Here is an 18801-nt window from a genome sequence, read left to right as displayed (position 1 = left end):
TCAATTTATGAGGGAATGTGATATGCCATATAAAACACGTGGAGATTTACCTGATTCAGTACGCCATGTTTTGCCTGAACATGCGCAAGATATTTTTAAAGAAGCATTCAATAGTGCGATTAAGGAATATCAAGATCCACATAAACGTCGTGATAATAGCGATCCTGAAACGATTGCTTTTAAAGTGGCTTGGTCAGCAGTCGAAAAGGTTTACCACAAGGGTGAAGATGGTAAATGGGTAGCTAAATAGATACCTATTTAGATAATTAAATGGTCTAAGTTGAACAACATAGCCTAACATTCTGAAACTTTTTTCTATGTATTTATTAAGGCTCTATATTATGTTTATTTATACACTTACTTATGTAAAACCCATTAATGAAGTAGAAAAATATTTATCACAGCATATTGATTATCTTGAAGAACATTATCAGTTAGGACACTTTATTGCATCAGGTCGAAAAGTTCCCCGTACAGGTGGTGTGATTATTTGTCGTGCTGAGAATAAAGAGCAAGCGCTAGCAATATTACAAAAAGATCCGTTTTATATTCATCACATTGCTCAATATGAGATTATTGAGTTTATGCCATCGAAATATACTGATGGGGTTGAAAAGTTTATTTAACCAATTAGATTTAAATATTCAAATCCTAACATCTATTTTGCTTATTTTTATATTTTTTGATATTTAGCTAAATACCATAAAAATTTGCTTAATTTACCCATATTAATTAACAATCCTTCCAAAATATACTTATATTTTTCCTGATCAATACGGAAAAAGTTGGTTAGTAATTCTATTTTTTCCCTTTTATACTAAATTTGAATTCTTAATAAACACAGGTACTTGATTATGAATAATAAAGGTTTACCAAAAGATTTTTTATGGGGAGGTGCTGTTGCGGCTCATCAATTAGAAGGTGCTTGGCAAGTCGGTGGTAAAGGGCTAAGCGTAGCCGATGTGATGACGGTAGGCTCACCTAAAAGCTATCGAAAAATTACTGAAGGTGTGATTGAAGGTGAATATTACCCAAATCACGAAGCTATTGATTTTTATCATCATTATAAAGATGACATTAAACTCTTTGCCGAAATGGGTTTTAAATGTTTTAGAACATCTATTGCTTGGACCCGTATTTTTCCGAAAGGGGATGAACTTGCGCCAAATGAAGAAGGATTAAAATTTTATGATGATCTTTTTGATGAATGCTTAAAATACAATATTGAGCCGGTTGTCACACTTTCTCATTTTGAATTGCCTTATTATCTTGTTACTGAGTATGGCGGCTTTCGCAATCGTAAATTAATTGACTTTTTTGTGCGTTTTGCCGAAGTCTGTTTTGATCGTTATAAAAATAAAGTTAAATATTGGATGACTTTCAACGAAATCAATAATCAAGCTAACTTTAATGAGGACTTTGCACCATTTACTAATTCAGGAATTTACTATAAAGCGGGCGACAATCGAGAGCAGATCATGTATCAAGCTGCACATTATGAATTAGTTGCCAGCGCTAAAGCAGTGCAAATTGGTCATGCTATTAACCCTGATTTTGAAATAGGTTGTATGTTGGCGATGATACCAATCTACCCAGAGACCAGTAAACCTGGTGATATTTTAATGGCACAAAAGGCGATGGAGCGTAAATACTTTTTTGCTGATGTGCATGTACATGGTAAGTATCCAAACCACATTAAAAAATATTGGCAACGTAAAAATTTAAAACTCGATATCACCAATCAAGATCTTGAGATTTTGAAAAAAGGCAGCGTTGATTACATTGGATTTAGCTATTACATGTCAAATGCAATTAGGAAAAAAGCCGATAATGACAGCTATGAATATAACGAAAAAACCGATCTGATTGGTAATCAATATGTCAAGGTGTCTGATTGGGGATGGCAAATTGATCCAGAGGGATTACGTTATACGTTAAATTGGTTGACAGATATGTATAACCTTCCATTATTTATTGTAGAAAATGGCTTTGGAGCTTATGACAAAGTGGAAACTGATGGTTCGGTACAAGATTTATATCGTATTGAATATTTACGTGATCACATAAAACAAATGAAGCTAGCTGTTGAAGAAGATGGTGTTGATTTGATGGGATATACCCCTTGGGGATGTATTGATCTTGTTTCAGCGGGGACTGGCGAAATGGAAAAACGTTATGGATTTATCTATGTCGATAAAGACAATAAAGGCAATGGTACACTAAAACGTAGTCGCAAAGCTTCATTTACATGGTTTAAAAAAGTCATTGAGTCTAATGGTGAAGTCTTATAAAGCCAATCACTATTTTTAGGAGAATATATGAAAAAAGCATTAATTATTTGTGCCGCTGGGATGTCATCATCATTAATGGCAAAAAAAGTGACAGAATATTTTGCAAGTAAAGATAAAGCAATTTCGGTTGATGCGGTATCAGCAACCGAAGGGAGTAATATGATTAATAACAGTGATTTTTCACTTTTTTTAATTAGCCCACAAACGATGATGATGCTTGATAAATTTAAAAAAATGGGTGAAGAGGTTGGTAAAGCTGTAGTGAGTATTCCTTTTCAGGCCTATATACCCATTCAATCGGGTATTGAGCAATTGGCTAAGTTAGTTGAGGATAATATCCAATAATTAGAATGATTATCTAATTTAGGAATATGGTTTGGCGTATGCTAAATGGCAGCGCCTTATTACCTTGCAGGGGGCGTGCTTATCTAACTAATGAAAGCCGTCACTATATTATTAACAATATGCTTTGTTGGCACAGGTATGGATGATTGTGATTAAAAATAAACAACGTGACCTTATTAGTTTATTGGTTCGTTCTAAAAATCTATTCAAAAGTAGTGCGTGGTTAGCAACTGAACTGTCATTATCAGATCGCACTGTTCGCACTTATCTTAATGATTTAAAATCATTAATTGAACGCCATGGAGGATGTATTGTTAGTAAACAAGGTTATGGCTACCAACTGCAAATTAAAAATAGAGCTGCTTTCAACTTATTTCTAGTTGAACATCATTTGCTAGATCGCAATGTAAAGCACGCGAATTGTCGAGAAGCATGTCAAAGAAAACACCATATTCTCAATTTGTTATTGTTAGAATGTCAAAAAATCGATATAGAGGTATTATCAGAGCAATTATTTATTAGTTCTTCTCAACTAAATAAAGATATTTTAGAAATTAAACATCAAATTAAACCGTATGGTTTGACAGTCAAAAAAAGTCAATCCTTGTTGTATGTTGAAGGTGAGGAAAAAGCCAAAAGGCATTTCATTTTGAGCTATTTTTTTCATGATGGCTCGATTAATCTTTTGCAGCACCTAACTTATTTAAATAAGTTAAATGCTGCCATTAGTTTTGATTCGTTAACCATTATTATTTTAGATGAATGCCGTGAGGCAAAAATAAAATTATCCGATGTGATGATGCAAAATATTGTGTTACATCTGTCATTAAGCATTAAACGTTTACAGTCAGGACTTTCTATTCAAAATCTTAATATGTCACAATCGACAAAAGATACCTTGGAATATCAAGTGGCTAAAAAGATTATCAATAGAATTGAAAAGGTAATAGGTTTTTGTTTTCCAAAAGAAGAACAAATGTATTTAACTTTACATTTAATGAGTAAATCAAATTTTTGCCAAAATGATTTTGATGCTGAGTTGTATTCATCTTTGACTAATTTACTTATTAAGATAAAACATGAGACAGGATATTTATTTTTAAATGATGATCAATTGAAAAATGGCATTATTCAGCACTTAAAACCGATGATTGTTCGCTTAGAGCAACATATTAAACTGAAAAATCCATTACTTAATGAAATTAAAGCCACTTCTCTAGAATTGTTTGAGTTAGTTAAAAATTATCTTAGTCAGCTTCCTGAGCTTAAAAAATTTACTATTCATGATGATGAATGGGGTTATTTGACTTTGCACTTTTTAGCTTCGATTGAAAAATTGAAAAATGAACAAAAAGCAAAAGTATTAATTATTTGTGCAACAGGGCTTGGTAGTGCTCAACTACTAAAAAATCGAGTTGAATGTGAATTTAATGAAAGAATTAAAATCGTTGCCACGCAAGGGTATTATGAAATCGAGCCAAAGATATTAGACAAGATTGATTTTATTATTTCGTCAGTTGATCTATCATCGAAAGTATTTAAAGTCCCTGTTTTTTGTGTATCTGTGTTCTTTACCGAAAGCGATGTACAAAAAATTCGTTGCCATCTTTCGTCACGTAATATGCTTCTTTCATCGTGTAAAGAACCAATATCAACCGTTACATCATCCCGTTCTTCACAACATTTAATTCATGTTGAACAAATGCTAGATGATTTATCTGCTGATTTTTTTTATCGATGCACACATCCCCAAAGTAAAGAGCAAGTTTTAGATTTTTTGCTTGATCTTTTAGCGCTAAATGAAGACAACGATTATAAACAAAAGATGATAAAGCAAATGGAAAACCGCATGCTATTAGGTGATATTTTCTTTAGCCAAACTATTGTGGTGCCACATCCAACAATGCCTGTAGGAAAATTGCCTAAAATTGGTATTGCAATAATTCCTGATGGCATATTTTGGGATGTTAATTACCCACAAATTCGCTTTATCTTTATGATTTCACCCTCGATTTATCAAAATCCGACTCTTGCGATGGTGACAAAAGCGATTGTTAACTTGATTGATGATTTACAAATACAATCAAAACTATTGAAAGCACAAAACTTTGACCAATTTAAACAAATTTTTATCCAACTTATTGAAAAGGAATATAGCTATGAATGAGGAAATGAGTACAGAAGATATTCAGCTTATCGCTTTTAATATTATTTTATATAGTGGTAATGCTAAAACTAAAATCCATGATGCTTTTAAAGCAATGAGGCAAGCCGATTTTAGTGCTGCAAATCAGTTGCTTGAAGAGGCAAATAAAGAGATCTTACAAGCACACCATTCACAAACACAATTACTGCAAAATTATGCTAATGGTACCAAAATCACGATGGAAATTATTATGGTGCATGCACAAGATCATTTAATGACAACCATGAGTTTTCGAGAAATGGCGATTGAAATGTTACATCTATATGAAAAACATCATGAGGTAGAAACAAAATCAAAGGGCTAAATAAGGAGTAGCATAATGACAGAAAAGCTTACAATACATAAAAAAATCAGCCTAACCAACCTCTATTTTAATCGATTTTTAGCAATTCGTTATACTACCGCATTTTTTTTATTTTTAAATCTTTATTGGGCTATCTTTTTAATTGGTTCACTGTCAATTATAGCTCTTTTGCCGATTTCTCTTTTTGTTTTAGGTATACTTACTACATGGGAACAAATTAAGCTTTATCGTAATCATTGCAATAAATTGCCTTATGCACGGTTGTTTTATCAAGGTTTAGCGATCGTTTTGATAGCATTAATAATGACCCTTTATACCCCTTTGTATCACTTTTTTTATCCATTTCTGAAACAGACACAAGAGGCTGCAAATGTATTAATAGTATTACTTACAGTAAGCTTGATTATTGTCCTATTAATGCTTAGAAAGTTAAATAAAATTCAACATAATCAGGATCTGCATTTTAAAAGAATCCAAGCTTACGAAGAATTTATTAATTAGATGAGGAAAACAAAATGAATACGGGATTTGTTATTTTACAGAAATATCTGATGACGCCCATGGCGAAAATATCACAATTTAAAATTGTTCGAGCTGTAATGGCGGCGGGAATGGCGTCAGTACCTTTTTCTATTGTTGGCTCCATGTTTTTAGTATTCAACACGTTACCAATGACATTTACGGGATTAGAAGGCTTTTTTGAAAATACTTTTTTTAGAGTGAGTGATCTTTATATGATTGCTAATACGGCAACAATAGGTATTTTAGCTCTCTATTTTAACTTTGTTGTTGGTTATGAACTGACTAAGATCGAAGCGGAAGAAACCGGGCTTAAAGTTAATGCTCTTAATGGGGCGATGTTATCCGTTTTTGCCTTTTTCATGACATTGCCTGAACTGATTATGCAAAATGGTGTGATTACCTTACTCAATGATCAAAGTAATTTAGTCTTTAATGGTCTACGTTTAAAACCCTTTGTCTTTAGGTTGGGGACATCGGGTATATTTATTGCAATAGTTATGGCTATTGTGGCGACTCATCTTTATTTTTTATGCGTCAGGCGTAATTGGGTTGTGAAAATGCCAGAAACAGTACCACTTGGCGTTTCACGATCGTTTACTGCACTAATTCCAACTTTTGTGATTGCCTTTGTAGTTATCATTATTAATGGCATTTTTATCTATTTTGGTACTGATATTTTTAATATCATTGCTGTACCATTTGCCTTTGTAACCAATCTCACCAAAAGTTGGTTGGGTATTATGGTTATCCTATTTTTAATCCACGCATTATGGGTGGTTGGAATCCATGGTGCGAGTATTATTGGTGCATTTATCACTCCGATTATGTTAACTAATATGACTGAAAATACGGCGGGAGCACATATTCCTTTTGCAGGTGAATTTAATAATTCACTTGTGATTTTAGGGGGATCAGGTTCTACCTTATTAATGACATTCTTTATTGCGTTTTTTGCTAAGTCTAGCCAACTAAAAATCTTAGGGCGAGCATCTGCAGTACCTGCAATATTTAATATTAACGAACCGGTTATTTTTGGTATGCCGATTGTATATAATCCTTATTTAGCACTTCCTTTTTTCTTAGCGCCCATGGCGTGTGGAACATTAGGTTATTTGGCTATTAATACCGGTTTTATTCACCCTATCATCGCATTAATTCCATGGCCATCGCCAATGGGATTAGGGGCATTTATTAGTACTGGCGGTGATTATAAAGCGGCTATTGTTGCGATATTTTCTGCTATTTTAGCTGTGCTAATTTATCTTCCTTTTGTCAAATTATATGATAATAAACTGTATAAAGATGAGCAAGGCAAGTCAGAAAGCCAAATTCAAACAGCATAGTTTTATAATGATTTATATAGAGCGTATACACGTCAATCAAGTTGGTTACGCTCTTTTTTATTTATATCATAAGGTCAACTGTACCTGTTTTTTGGCGCTTTAAAAAACATTTCTGTTGAACTCAACACTATTTTATACTTAAACGTTGGTGTTATCTGAAACTTTTTGACAAGATTTTTTACCAATATTTAATTGTATCCCTCCAAAAAAGGTAGGTAAGTGATAACACGATATAGTTTGGTGCCATCATCATCATCGATTGTATTTAACATTCAATTAACTGTCACTACTGAATATAAAAATAGCCGAGAATCTTATTTTTTGGGTACTAGTAGGTATGTGCATTACCTTAAATTGGTCAATTATGGGAAAGCCAAAATTAAGCTCGCACGGGGTTTTTGATCAAAATTTGATCGTTATTTGATTTTCTATGTTATATTGATGATTCTCCTTAACCAATTATTGCTGATTTATTAATACTTTTTATGCAATTTGGTGTTAAGTGGGTGAGATAAATAATACTTTTATTAGGAGGCGCTATATGTGTTATTTCAAACGTAAGTTAATAAAGTATTGCTACTTTATTGCATTATTGCTGATAAGCCAACAAGTATTTGCAGTCGAAAGCGCAAAACAAAAATTAGTGGCTGGTGCAGTTGCCTCACCTGATTATTATGGTGCAATCGCCGCACAGGAAATATTAAAAAAAGGGGGAAATGCGGCTGATGCTGCTGTGGCTACCGCCTTTGCTCTTGCTGTTACTTATCCCGAAGCGGGTAATATTGGTGGTGGGGGTTTTATGACCCTTTGGATGGATGGACAGCCTTACTTTATTGATTATCGAGAAGTCGCCCCTAATAAGGCCGATAGAGATATGTATCTTGATGAACATAAAAATGTGATCCCTAATTTGAGTTTATATTCTTACAAAGCCTCGGGAGTGCCGGGAACAGTTGCCGGTATGTGGGCGGTGCATCAACGTTTTGGTAAATTATCTTGGAAAGAGGTGATGGTACCGGCCATTCAATTTGCCAATGAAGGATTTACTGTAGATAAACAGTTATTTAAACGTTATCAAGAGGCTGCAGAACTTGCACCTGCTAATGGGCACTTTAAGCAATACTTCGGTGCTATGCAAGCTGAAAAGGTATTTAAACAGCCCGAACTTGGCAAAGTATTAGAGCGTATTGCAAACCAAGGTAGGGATGGATTTTATAAAGGCGAAACCGCTAAATTAATCGCTCAACAGATGGAAAAAAATGACGGTTTAATTACTGAAAACGATTTAGCCAATTATCAGGCTAAATGGCGGGCTCCGTTAGTTGCTAAGTGGCAAGATATGCAAATTGTCACCGCACCACCGCCAAGTTCAGGTGGTGTTGGTTTAATTCAACTTTTATTAATGAAGCAAGATTTAGCGAATGAGTTCAAAGCCGTAAAAGTGAATTCACCACAATATATTCACTTATTAGCAGAAATAGAAAAACGTGTTTTTGCCGATCGGGCTGAATATATGGGTGATCCTGATTTTATCTCTGTACCAGTTACTCAATTGATTGATGCTGATTATTTATCGCAAAGAGCTAAGCAAGTTAATCCAAAAGCTATCTCGATTACTGAACAAGTTAAACCTGGTTTAGATAATAATCGCGAAAAATTACAAACAACACATTTTTCTATTGTGGATAAATGGGGCAATGCGGCATCTAATACATATACACTTAATGGTTGGTTTGGATCAGGCGTTGTAATAGAAGGTACAGGTATTATACTCAATAATGAGATGGATGATTTTAGTAGTAAACCAGGTGTTGCTAATCAGTTTGGTGTTGTGAGCAAAGATGCTAATGCAATTGAGCCAAATAAACGCCCTTTATCTTCTATGACGCCAAGTATATTTATTAAAAATAATGATGTTGCAATGGTTATTGGTACACCGGGCGGTTCAAGGATTTTTACTTCAATTTTTCAAGTGGTGACGAATGTCTTTGATAACCATATGTCATTAAAAGCAGCAATAGATGCTCCACGTTATCATCATCAATTATTACCAACTAATCTTATCTTTATTGAGCGTTTTCAAAATAAAGTACCAGAAGATTTAAAAGATAAACTCAAACAAATGGGTTATCATTTTAAACAACAAGATTTTAGCGGTGATATTCAAGCCATAAAAATTACGAATAATAAACCTGAAGCGGTGTCAGATATTCGAGGTAGAGGTAAATCAATCATTGTAAAATAAATAATAAAAACCCGTTACTTGAACGGGTTTTTTTGGTATTTATTGTTGGATGATTATTCAGGAATAATATCAACAATAACTTTAGCAAAAGCTTCACTATGTACTTGGAAGAACACTTCATGTTCACCAGTAGTACGCAGTACACCATTTGGCAGGCGCACTTCGCTTTTTGATACTTGAATACCGCGAGCTTTAACTGCATCAGCGATATCACGAGTACCAATTGAACCAAATAATTTGCCTTCATCACCGGCTTTAGAAGTGATAGTGACTTTACCAAGTGCATTAATTTCAGCAACGCGTTGTTCAGCTGCTTTTAATGTCTCAGCAAGTTTTGCTTCTAATTCAGCACGACGAGCTTCAAAAAATTCGATATTCTTTTTAGTCGCTACGACTGCTTTACCTTGTGGAATCAAAAAGTTACGCGCATAACCCGCTTTAACATTAACTTGATCACCTAAGCTGCCTAAATTAGCAACTTTATCGAGTAGAATAATTTGCATTATATGTTCCCTCTGTTGCTAATTACTGATGGTTGTCAGTATATGGTAATAGTGCCAAATAACGAGCGCGTTTGATTGCGCGAGCTAATTGACGTTGATATTTTGCGCTAGTACCTGTGATACGGCTTGGTACGATTTTACCACTTTCTGTGATATAGCTTTTTAATAAAGAAACATCTTTATAATCAATTTCTTTAACGCCTTCTGCAGTAAAACGGCAGAATTTGCGACGACGGAAATAACGTGCCATTTGGCTATTCTCCTAATAGTTTAATTTGGTCAGCATGTAAAACAAGTTGGCTTGTTTGATTCCGTTTAGTGTGGGTACTTATAAATCCACCAACTAAAACTCTACTGCCTTTTTTTACGTAACTTAACTCTTGTTGTCCACTAGCAATTACAGGCATGATGCACCATGCTTGCCTTGTGAGTTCTGCTTCAACTTGCTCAGAAACATGTTCTAAATAAAATTGACAATGCGAAATCCCACTTGGACTGATTTTTCGTATCGGTGTTTTTTTTACAATACCCGATAACACTAAACGATTATTCGTCGGAATCATCGTCCATGTTTGCTTCGTTAAAATCTTCATCAGAGCCGCGACGCTCATCTTTCGCTTTTAACATAGGTGAAGTTTCAGTTACAGCGTGTTTAGTGCGCATAATTAAACTGCGAATTACTGCATCATTGAAACGGAAGTTATCTTCAAGCTCGTTAACAGCTTCTTGAGTTGCTTCAACATTCATTAACACATAGTGTGCTTTGTGCAGTTTTTCGATAGGATAGGCTAATTGACGACGACCCCAATCTTCTAAACGATGGATTTTTCCACCATCAGTGGTTAATGTACCAGTATAGCGTTCGATCATACCCGGTACTTGTTCACTCTGATCTGGGTGAACCATAAATACAATTTCGTAATGACGCATTATCGCTCCCTACGGATTAATCAGCTTTCTGTCGGGGCAACCGCAACCCATTGAAAGCAAGGAACATGAAAATAGGCGGTTGAAATCGACGGGGCATTATATATCAAGTAATTGTGTTTGACAAATGAATATGCCAAGATTCTCTACTGGGTGGTAGTGTATTTTGTTAAGAAAACGTTTGTTTTTATGTGCGTTTTTTATAAACTTTTTTACTGGGGTTGTCAAAAATTAAAGTGAAAACTTAATTAAAATCAATACATTTTTTGACGATTTTTGATGATTATAAAAATGCATTGTAAAATGTAACGATTTCTATACATTTTTGTTGGTAAAATATGATATGCTTGGGCACAGATGAATTGGTATTGGTCGATGTCTGTGTAAATATAATAAGAGGAGAAGTTTGATGGCTCAGGAAACTATTTTTAGCAAAATTATTCGACAAGAAATCCCAGCTGATATTGTTTTTCAGGATGATAAGGTGACGGCATTTCGTGATATTTCTCCACAAGCCCCGACACATATTTTAATTATTCCTAACAAACTTATCCCAACTGTTAATGATATTAAAGAAGAAGATGAAGCTATTCTTGGGCATATGATGGTTGTTGCAGCTAAGGTTGCAAAGCAAGAAGGCGTTGATGAAAGCGGATATCGTTTAATCATGAATTGTAATAAAGATGCTGGACAAGACGTGTTTCATATCCATATGCATCTATTAGGCGGTAAAAATTTAGGGCGATTAATAGGTTAATAGTATATGAAACAGATCAAGTGTATTTTGGTTACTAGCTCACTTGTTTTTGCTTTAACGGGTTGTCAGCTTATTAGTAATAGCCAAAAAGTTGAAGTGAAACCACCTGTTGATGTCACTCAGCCCGATGATACAGGTGTGATTGAAACGCCTCCTCAAATTGTCAAACAGACTGATTGGAACGCCACATTATCGCCATTTGTAAATAAAATATTGCATACATCGCTTGCAGATAATGACAATAATATTATTTTAATTAGTGATATTCAAAATCGTAGTGATGATTATCTTGCAACAAATCAAATCGATGATGCACTACATCAATTAATGAATAAACAAAATGTGTTTACAGTGGTCAATCGACAGTCCATTAACCAAGCTAAACAAGCGTTAGGTATGTCAACTGATGATAAATTGGTATCTCGTGGTAAGATGATTGGGTTGGCTAAATCAATCAATGCGGGATATGTGCTATTTACGACTATATATAAAGCACCCCGTGATAGCAATGATGCCAATCTTTCAATTGAATTACTATCAACACAAAGCGGAGAAATCTTAACGAGAGTAACGTCTAAAGACTTTCCTTCGCAACAAGATACTACTAATAATAAAGATAACGTTTCAGAGGCACATGAATAAATGGGACCATTGTTGATTGATGTGGAAGGTACTTCATTAACCGATGATGATAAAGCTCTTTTGCAAAATCCATTTGTTGCAGGGGTGATTTTATTTAGTCGTAATTATCAAGATCAAGATCAACTAGTAGAATTGATAAAACAGATTCGCACAGCTTCTTCACAGCGTTTATTAATCTCGGTCGATCATGAAGGTGGGCGTGTTCAACGCTTTAGGCATGGTTTTACACCAATTCCTCCTGCACAATCTTTTGTGGCACTTAATAATCTTGAACAAGCCAAATCGTTAGCCTTTGATGCCGGCTGGGTTCTTGCTATGGAACTCATCGCCTTTGATATCGATCTTAGCTATGCACCAGTGTTAGATGTAGGTCATGACTGCTTAGCTATCGGTACACGTTCGTTTCATCAAGATGTCAATATCGCTTACCAAGTTGCTTCCGCTATGATTGATGGTATGCGTGCAGCAGGGATGAAAACAACAGGTAAACATTTTCCGGGGCATGGTCATGTGATTGCCGACTCGCATAAAGAAACACCAGTTGATCATCGTGAAAAATTATTGATTGAGCATGATATGCAGATTTTTACTAGGCTTATTGCTAATCATAAACTCGATGCGATTATGCCTGCTCATGTAATTTACCCGGCTTTTAATGATAAACCCGCAAGCGGATCACCGTTTTGGCTTAAGAACGTGCTTCGCAATCAGTTGCATTTTAATGGTATCATTTTTTCTGATGATTTATCGATGGAAGGTGCCTCAATTATGGGTAATTATGCCGAACGAGCCCAATCGGCATTATCCGCAGGCTGTGATCTGCTTTTGGCTTGTAATAACCGGCAAGGAACGTTAACTATTTTGGACCAATTAACCGAGTTAGATAAGACTCATCCTTTAACATCAGATAAAGCAACACGTTTATTAACCAATACAAAAATTACCTATTCAGAATTAACGAGAAGTACTGAGTGGCAATATCGACGTGATAATTTAGTAAAACTTAGTGAAAAGTGGGCAAACTATGCAAGTAGCAATCATTGAAATTGATAATAACCAACTTCTGGTTGCGTATAATCATAGCGCTAAGGCGCTATTTTCTGATCATGCTTTAGTTTTAAATCAACCTTTTGATTATCAAAAGATCTTCAATATTGATAATACAATAAATGTAGATGAACAAGATGATGATACGATCATTGTTTTAAATTCTCAGCACTTTTTATTGCAAAAAACGATTGGATCATCCAAAACAATATTTATCCTACAATCAATTGACTATTTAAAAAAACGATTAGCGAAAATCAAGGTAGTGGGTAGTCATGCTTTTGATATTTTTGCCACCCAAAGTTTGGTTATGCAAAAACTCATTGCTCAAGCTAAAGCCTTTTCTATGCAACGCGAGCCATTATTAATATCTGGAGAAACAGGCACAGGCAAAGATTTATTGGCTAATGCTTGCCATCAATATAGTCCACGCGGTGATCAGACCTTTCTAGCATTAAACTGTGCTGCCATGCCTGATGATGTTGTTGAAAGCGAATTATATGGGCATGCAGCAGGCGCCTATCTTGGTGCTATTGAAAATAAAAAAGGCTTTTTTGAACAAGCTAATAGTGGGTCAGTATTACTTGATGGCATTGACGAAATGTCTTTTCAAATGCAAACCAAACTATTACGTTTTATTAATGATGGTTATTTTCGTCGTGTGGGTGATGATAATGAAGTCTATGTTGATGTAAGAATTATTTGTGCAACCAAAGTTGATTTAGCTAAGTTGGTCGAACAAGGTAAATTTAGAAAAGATCTTTATTACAGACTCAATGTACTATCGCTTAATTTACCTTCTTTGCAAGAACGTAAAGATGATATTGCACTATTGGCTCATATTTTTGTTAATGAGTTTGCCAATAAACAAGGCATTACACCGCCAACTATTGATCATAATGTGATTGATTATTTGACCCATTACTCATGGCCAGGGAATGTAAGACAACTAAAAAATATCCTCTATTCTGCATTGGCGCAATTAACCTTGCCGATATTAACTGTCAAAGATATTGTGTTACCAACATCAACCACATCGCAATTATCTTGGGTGAGCAATATTGAAAATAAAACCCTTGATGAAATGACTAAACAATTTGAGAAAGAAATCTTATTAAAATTATATGGCCAATTCCCAAGTTCAAGAAAACTTGCTAAAAGATTAGGTGTATCGCATACGGCCATTGCGAATAAGTTGAGGGATTATAGAATAGGGCGGTAGTTTTGGTTAATAACGCTAAAAAAATTTTAATAACAGGGGGTTCTGGATTTATTGGATCTGCTGTTGTTCGATATATTATTGAGCATACTCAACATTATGTCATTAATATTGATAAATTGAGTTACGCAGCAAATTTGCAATCACTTGCCATGGTTTCCAATAATAGTAGATATCTTTTTGAAAAGATGGATATTTGTAATCAGCAAGGATTGTTGCGAATTTTTCAACAATATCAACCTCATGCTGTTATTCATTTGGCTGCTGAAAGCCATGTGGATAATTCAATAACAAGCCCAATTACTTTTATCGAAAGCAATATTATTGGAACTTTTACACTTTTAGAAGCCTCTCGAAATTATTGGTGCAATTTACCTGAAAAAGATAAAGCAAAATTTCGTTTTATTCATGTGTCAACCGACGAAGTTTATGGCGATTTAGGTAGTACAGAAGTATGCTTTACAGAAGTAACACCCTATTCACCAAGTAGTCCTTATTCCGCCTCTAAAGCATCGAGCGATCATTTAGTCAAAGCATGGTACCGCACATATGGACTGCCAACGATTATAACCCATAGTACTAATAATTATGGACCTTTTCAGCATCCTGAAAAATTAATTCCATCGGTAATCTTAAAGGCGCTAGCAGGTAAGCCTATATCGATTTATGGCAATGGGTCACAAGTACGTGATTGGATATATGTAGAAGATAATGCTAAAGCTTTATGTACTGTTTTGATGGATGGTAAAATTGGAGAAATTTATAATATTGGAGCTAATAATGAATATACTAATTTAGATGTAGTGCAAATTATTTGTTCAATATTAGATAAACTTATTCCAAAACACCCGCATGGAATTAAACAATATCAAAATTTAATTCAATTTATGACCGATCGACCTGGTCATGACTTTCGCTATGCTATCGATTCATCTAAAATACAAACTCAATTAGGCTGGAAGCCACAGGAAAGATTTGAAAGTGGTTTGAGAAAAACAATTTTATGGTATTTAAATAATATAGGAATTCAAGGATAATTTATGTTACCTAAAGTATCAATTGTCGTGCCAGTCTATAACGTAGAAAAGTATTTACGGCAATGTTTGGACAGTGTTATAAATCAGACATTAACGAATATAGAAATCATTTGTGTAAATGATGGTTCTACTGATAATTCGCTTACTATTTTACAAGAGTATGCTGATAAAGATTCAAGAATTCGAGTCATAGACAAACCTAATAGTGGCTATGGTCATTCAATGAATATAGGTTTTCAACTATGTACTGGTGAATATATAGGTATAGTTGAGTCTGATGATTTTGCTAAATCCGAAATGTTTGAAATATTATATAAAATAGCAATTGAAAATGATTTAGATATTGCAAGATGCCACTTTTTTACATTTACACAAAAAGATAGTTCAATTAAAAAAATCGATTCATATCAAATGGAAACTAATACATTAATTAATCCACAAAACGATTTATCGCCATTCCTACAGTGGCCGTCGGTATGGGCTAATATTTATAAGCGAACATTTATTCAGAAAAATAATCTGAAATTTTTAGAAACACCCGGCGCATCATATCAAGATACAGCATTTAGTTTTAAAGTCTATGCCTGCGCAACACGAATGATGCTTATTGACGCTCCATTAATTTATTATCGAATACATGCTCAGGCATCAATAAAGAGTAAAGATAAGGTGTTTTGTATTTGTGATGAATTTAATGAAATAATGGCATTTTGCAAAAATAAAATGTTATATGAAAAACTAAAATTCTTAATTTGCTATATTCAATATAAAAGCTATAAATGGAATTATAATAGATTAGAAATGCCTCATCGATATTTATTTCTTTTACGTATGTCTAAAGAAATACGTAAAAATAAACAAGTTTATTGTAAAAAAAATCCTTTTTTTACTTTTAAAGATATTAAAAAAATTTTGGTTATTAGGTTTTTACCTCTACTGTATAAGCGAAGAAGAACGCTATAGATTAGACTTTCTCTCCTTTAATTATAATCATTTTCATAAATTAACAATTATTGTTAGCTACTCGATATTATTTATATAAATAGGTTTATTATGCGAAGAAACTATTCGCTTGATTTTTTTCGTGGTGTAATGGCTTTTTGTGTTGCAATTGGTCATTATTTTTACTGGAATGGTAATGTTTCAATTCCACTATCATTTATACTAGCTGTTGATTATTTTTTTATATTAAGTGGCTTTGTATTAGCTTTTTCTATTTTAAATAAAAAAGAATTTAATTGTTTTAGTTTTACTAAAGCTCGATTCTTAAGATTATATCCAGTTTATATTTTTTCAATTTTACTCACCTTTATTGTATTGAAATTGCTTCATCACCATCTTGGAAAACCTGATTTTGGGGATATTGTAAGAATTTTAATCATCGGGGAATTATTACCTTTTGTTCAATCATCGAGTTTTATATTTTTTGAGCCATTAGGTGTATCTTGGAGTATTTCTGCTGAATTGTGGGTAGGGGTTATATTTTTTCCGGTCCTACATTTTTTTGATAAGAAAGCAAACCAATTAGTTTTTCCTTTTTTAATGTTAATTATTTTAATTTGTTTTTTTATTATTAATAATTACTCAACTGATTACATGAATATTCATTATCATAAATTTGGTAAATTAATGCCTTTTGGTCTGATTAGGGCTCTGCTCGGATACGCATTAGGAGCATTTATTTATATTATTGTTAAATCTATGCAAAATAATAGTACAAAGAAAAGTGAAAATATAATATCAGTAATTCAAATTATAATTGTTTTCTTTATAATTTATTTTTACGCCAAAAATGATTACATAAAAAATAATGAATATTACTCAATTTTTTTGTTTTCATTGATGATAATTTCATTATCCTTTAACAAAGGAATAATTTTTAAATTGACCAATAATATTATTGGGAATTGGTTTGGTAAAATCTCATACCCATTGTATTTATTACATCCCGTAGGAATTGTGATCAATAAGGAAATTATTTTTTCTAATATTTTTAGTATTCCAGCATTATTATTTTATATTATCTTTATTTCTATTATTTCAATATTAACGCATATATTTGTAGAAAATAAATTTCTTTTATATTTCAAAAGTAAGTCGATATAAACTATGAGAAATTATTAAACTGCAATTAAAGTTATTTTAATAATTTTATTTTTAGTTTGCTTGAAACCTATTTTATGAAAATGCGCATAAGATATATAAAATAATGGTATTTTATTATGTATTGTGATCCTCTCCCAAAAAGTGGATAGAAGTCGCCTCTATGATATAAATACAAATCATAGGAGAAAATTATCATGGTCATAAAATTTAGTGTCGAATTCAAACAACAATCAGTCGATTGTGCGTTATATCATGCACACTTTTCCATCAGTGAACTAGCCAACCATCTAGGAGTAGGTAAATCAACCCTAGATAAGTGGATTAGACAACTAGTTCCGAATAAAACCAGCCGTTGTGAGTTAACGACTGAGCAACAGCAAATTATGGCGCTAGAAAATGAAATAAAAGCACTAAAAATGACTAATGTCATACTAAAAAAGGTGCATGTGTACTTCATCAACAATCTAAGTCGATGAAGTACGCCTATATGAAAAATCATTTAACAGCCTATCCTATAACCAAGGCATGTTAATTACTTGGCATTAGTTCATCAGGCTATTATGCTTGGTGAAAAAGGGCAAACAAATCCGCCGAACTCAGCGAGTATACTAAGCAGCAGTATTGGCGGCATAAGGCACGTTTGGGTACACCGAGCCTGCTTCATGATGCTAGGGATGCGGGCTATCAAGTTTCAGAAAGGACAGTTAGCTATAATGGGGATTACGTAGTTTGAGATTACTTAGTAAAGCAGCTCATAAAGTCAAGAATAACATAGATACCAGCCTCCATCATCATATCATCCCCAATACGTTAGATAGGCAATTTAATCCTGATAAGCCTAATACTACATGGGTAACCGATATCACTTATATTAAAACAGGTGAAAGCTGGTTATATTTGTCGGTGATTATCGATTTATATGGACGAAAAGTGATTGCTAGGCAAACCAGTCGCTATATAGACCGTCATTTAGTGTGTAATACATCAAAGCAAGCTTTGTTTCGCCGTCACTTTCCTAAAGATGTGCTCATTCATCGTGACTAAGGTAGCCAATATAGCAGTGCTGATTTCAAGCGGTTATTGTTACAATATGGACTCAGGCAAAGCATGAGTCGAAGAGGAAACTGCTTTGATAATGCGGTCGTTGAAAGTTTTTTCACACATTTAAAATCCATATTATTCATGGTTGTTACTATAAAACGAGGAGGTTGGCTAATAAAGGACTATTTGAATATATTGAAATCTATTATAATCGTATCCGTCGTCATTCAGCCAATGGCTGGGTATCACCTGAACAATATGAACAA

General features: G+C 33.7%; 20 protein-coding genes and 1 pseudogene. 17 read left to right on the top strand and 4 right to left on the bottom strand.

Annotated elements, in window-relative coordinates; all coding sequences use genetic code 11:
- Window positions 1-22 precede the first annotated feature (22 nt).
- The 9 genes from BQ5209_RS05000 to ggt all read left to right on the top strand — a co-directional run bounded on the left by BQ5209_RS05000 (window position 23) and on the right by ggt (window position 9256).
- Window positions 23-250 (top strand): ChaB family protein, encoded by a 228-nt coding sequence (locus BQ5209_RS05000; protein WP_085247452.1) that lies wholly within the window; start codon window positions 23-25, stop codon window positions 248-250.
- A gap of 91 nt (window positions 251-341) precedes the next feature.
- A complete protein-coding gene (locus BQ5209_RS04995; protein ID WP_085247451.1) occupies window positions 342-626 on the top strand; it encodes a YciI family protein in 285 nt (94 codons plus the stop codon).
- 228 nt (window positions 627-854) lie between these two features.
- Window positions 855-2291, top strand: a complete 1437-nt coding sequence (locus tag BQ5209_RS04990; RefSeq protein WP_085247450.1) for a 6-phospho-beta-glucosidase — start codon at window positions 855-857, stop codon at window positions 2289-2291.
- 27 nt (window positions 2292-2318) lie between these two features.
- On the top strand, window positions 2319-2636 hold the full coding sequence (locus BQ5209_RS04985) for a PTS cellobiose transporter subunit IIB (RefSeq protein WP_085247449.1): 318 nt from the start codon (window positions 2319-2321) through the stop codon (window positions 2634-2636).
- 148 nt (window positions 2637-2784) lie between these two features.
- Window positions 2785-4803: a BglG family transcription antiterminator gene (locus BQ5209_RS04980; RefSeq protein ID WP_085247528.1), complete on the top strand. Its 2019-nt coding sequence runs from the start codon at window positions 2785-2787 to the stop codon at window positions 4801-4803.
- A gap of 4 nt (window positions 4804-4807) precedes the next feature.
- Entirely contained in the window at window positions 4808-5146 is a 339-nt protein-coding gene (locus BQ5209_RS04975; protein WP_085247527.1) for a PTS cellobiose transporter subunit IIA, read from the top strand.
- A gap of 15 nt (window positions 5147-5161) precedes the next feature.
- Window positions 5162-5647: a hypothetical protein gene (locus BQ5209_RS04970; RefSeq protein WP_085247448.1), complete on the top strand. Its 486-nt coding sequence runs from the start codon at window positions 5162-5164 to the stop codon at window positions 5645-5647.
- Between the two features lie 14 nt (window positions 5648-5661).
- The gene (gene celB, locus BQ5209_RS04965; protein WP_085247447.1) at window positions 5662-7011 is read left to right on the top strand and encodes a PTS cellobiose transporter subunit IIC; all 1350 of its coding nucleotides are present in this window, start codon (window positions 5662-5664) and stop codon (window positions 7009-7011) included.
- Between the two features lie 541 nt (window positions 7012-7552).
- Complete coding sequence (gene ggt / locus BQ5209_RS04960) at window positions 7553-9256, top strand: gamma-glutamyltransferase (protein WP_085247446.1); 1704 nt, start codon at window positions 7553-7555, stop codon at window positions 9254-9256.
- Window positions 9257-9309: 53 nt separating this feature from the next.
- Here ggt and rplI read toward each other — a convergent pair whose 3' ends face one another.
- Genes rplI through rpsF form a run of 4 tightly spaced genes read right to left on the bottom strand, consistent with a single transcriptional unit; the run spans window position 9310 to window position 10689 of the window.
- Window positions 9310-9759: a 50S ribosomal protein L9 gene (rplI, locus tag BQ5209_RS04955; RefSeq protein ID WP_085247445.1), complete on the bottom strand. Its 450-nt coding sequence runs from the start codon at window positions 9757-9759 to the stop codon at window positions 9310-9312.
- A 22-nt stretch (window positions 9760-9781) separates the two neighbouring features.
- Entirely contained in the window at window positions 9782-10009 is a 228-nt protein-coding gene (gene rpsR / locus BQ5209_RS04950) for a 30S ribosomal protein S18 (protein ID WP_025314965.1), read from the bottom strand.
- A 4-nt stretch (window positions 10010-10013) separates the two neighbouring features.
- Window positions 10014-10319 carry a primosomal replication protein N gene (priB, locus tag BQ5209_RS04945; RefSeq protein ID WP_370737825.1) on the bottom strand — a complete coding sequence of 102 codons (306 nt, stop codon included), beginning with the start codon at window positions 10317-10319 and terminating at the stop codon, window positions 10014-10016.
- Window positions 10306-10689: a 30S ribosomal protein S6 gene (gene rpsF / locus BQ5209_RS04940; protein ID WP_085247443.1), complete on the bottom strand. Its 384-nt coding sequence runs from the start codon at window positions 10687-10689 to the stop codon at window positions 10306-10308. Before rpsF ends, priB begins: the two co-directional genes overlap by 14 nt.
- Window positions 10690-11095: 406 nt before the next feature.
- Here rpsF and BQ5209_RS04935 point away from each other — a divergent pair, with 406 nt between their 5' ends.
- The 8 genes and pseudogenes from BQ5209_RS04935 to BQ5209_RS04900 form a co-directional block, all read left to right on the top strand.
- Window positions 11096-11443, top strand: a complete 348-nt coding sequence (locus BQ5209_RS04935) for an HIT domain-containing protein (protein ID WP_085247442.1) — start codon at window positions 11096-11098, stop codon at window positions 11441-11443.
- 6 nt (window positions 11444-11449) lie between these two features.
- Window positions 11450-12085, top strand: coding sequence for an LpoB-related protein (locus tag BQ5209_RS04930; protein WP_085247441.1), 636 nt, complete (start codon window positions 11450-11452; stop codon window positions 12083-12085).
- Window positions 12086-13129, top strand: coding sequence for a beta-N-acetylhexosaminidase (gene nagZ, locus BQ5209_RS04925; RefSeq protein ID WP_085247440.1), 1044 nt, complete (start codon window positions 12086-12088; stop codon window positions 13127-13129).
- Window positions 13110-14354: a sigma 54-interacting transcriptional regulator gene (locus BQ5209_RS04920; protein WP_085247439.1), complete on the top strand. Its 1245-nt coding sequence runs from the start codon at window positions 13110-13112 to the stop codon at window positions 14352-14354. Before nagZ ends, BQ5209_RS04920 begins: the two co-directional genes overlap by 20 nt.
- Before the next feature lie 2 nt (window positions 14355-14356).
- Window positions 14357-15388: a dTDP-glucose 4,6-dehydratase gene (gene rfbB, locus BQ5209_RS04915; protein ID WP_085247438.1), complete on the top strand. Its 1032-nt coding sequence runs from the start codon at window positions 14357-14359 to the stop codon at window positions 15386-15388.
- Window positions 15389-15391: 3 nt separating this feature from the next.
- Complete coding sequence (locus BQ5209_RS04910) at window positions 15392-16351, top strand: glycosyltransferase (protein ID WP_085247437.1); 960 nt, start codon at window positions 15392-15394, stop codon at window positions 16349-16351.
- 90 nt (window positions 16352-16441) lie between these two features.
- Complete coding sequence (locus tag BQ5209_RS04905) at window positions 16442-17494, top strand: acyltransferase family protein (RefSeq protein WP_085247436.1); 1053 nt, start codon at window positions 16442-16444, stop codon at window positions 17492-17494.
- Window positions 17495-17688: 194 nt separating this feature from the next.
- Window positions 17689-18801: pseudogene (locus BQ5209_RS04900) on the top strand (IS3 family transposase); the annotation flags it as partial.

The sequence above is a fragment of the Gilliamella mensalis genome (assembly GCF_900103085.1).
In the GTDB taxonomy this organism is placed as follows: Bacteria; Pseudomonadota; Gammaproteobacteria; order Enterobacterales; family Orbaceae; genus Gilliamella; species Gilliamella mensalis.
The sequence above is the reverse complement of the archived record's forward strand: the minus strand, read 5'-3'. Positions and strand labels throughout refer to the sequence as shown.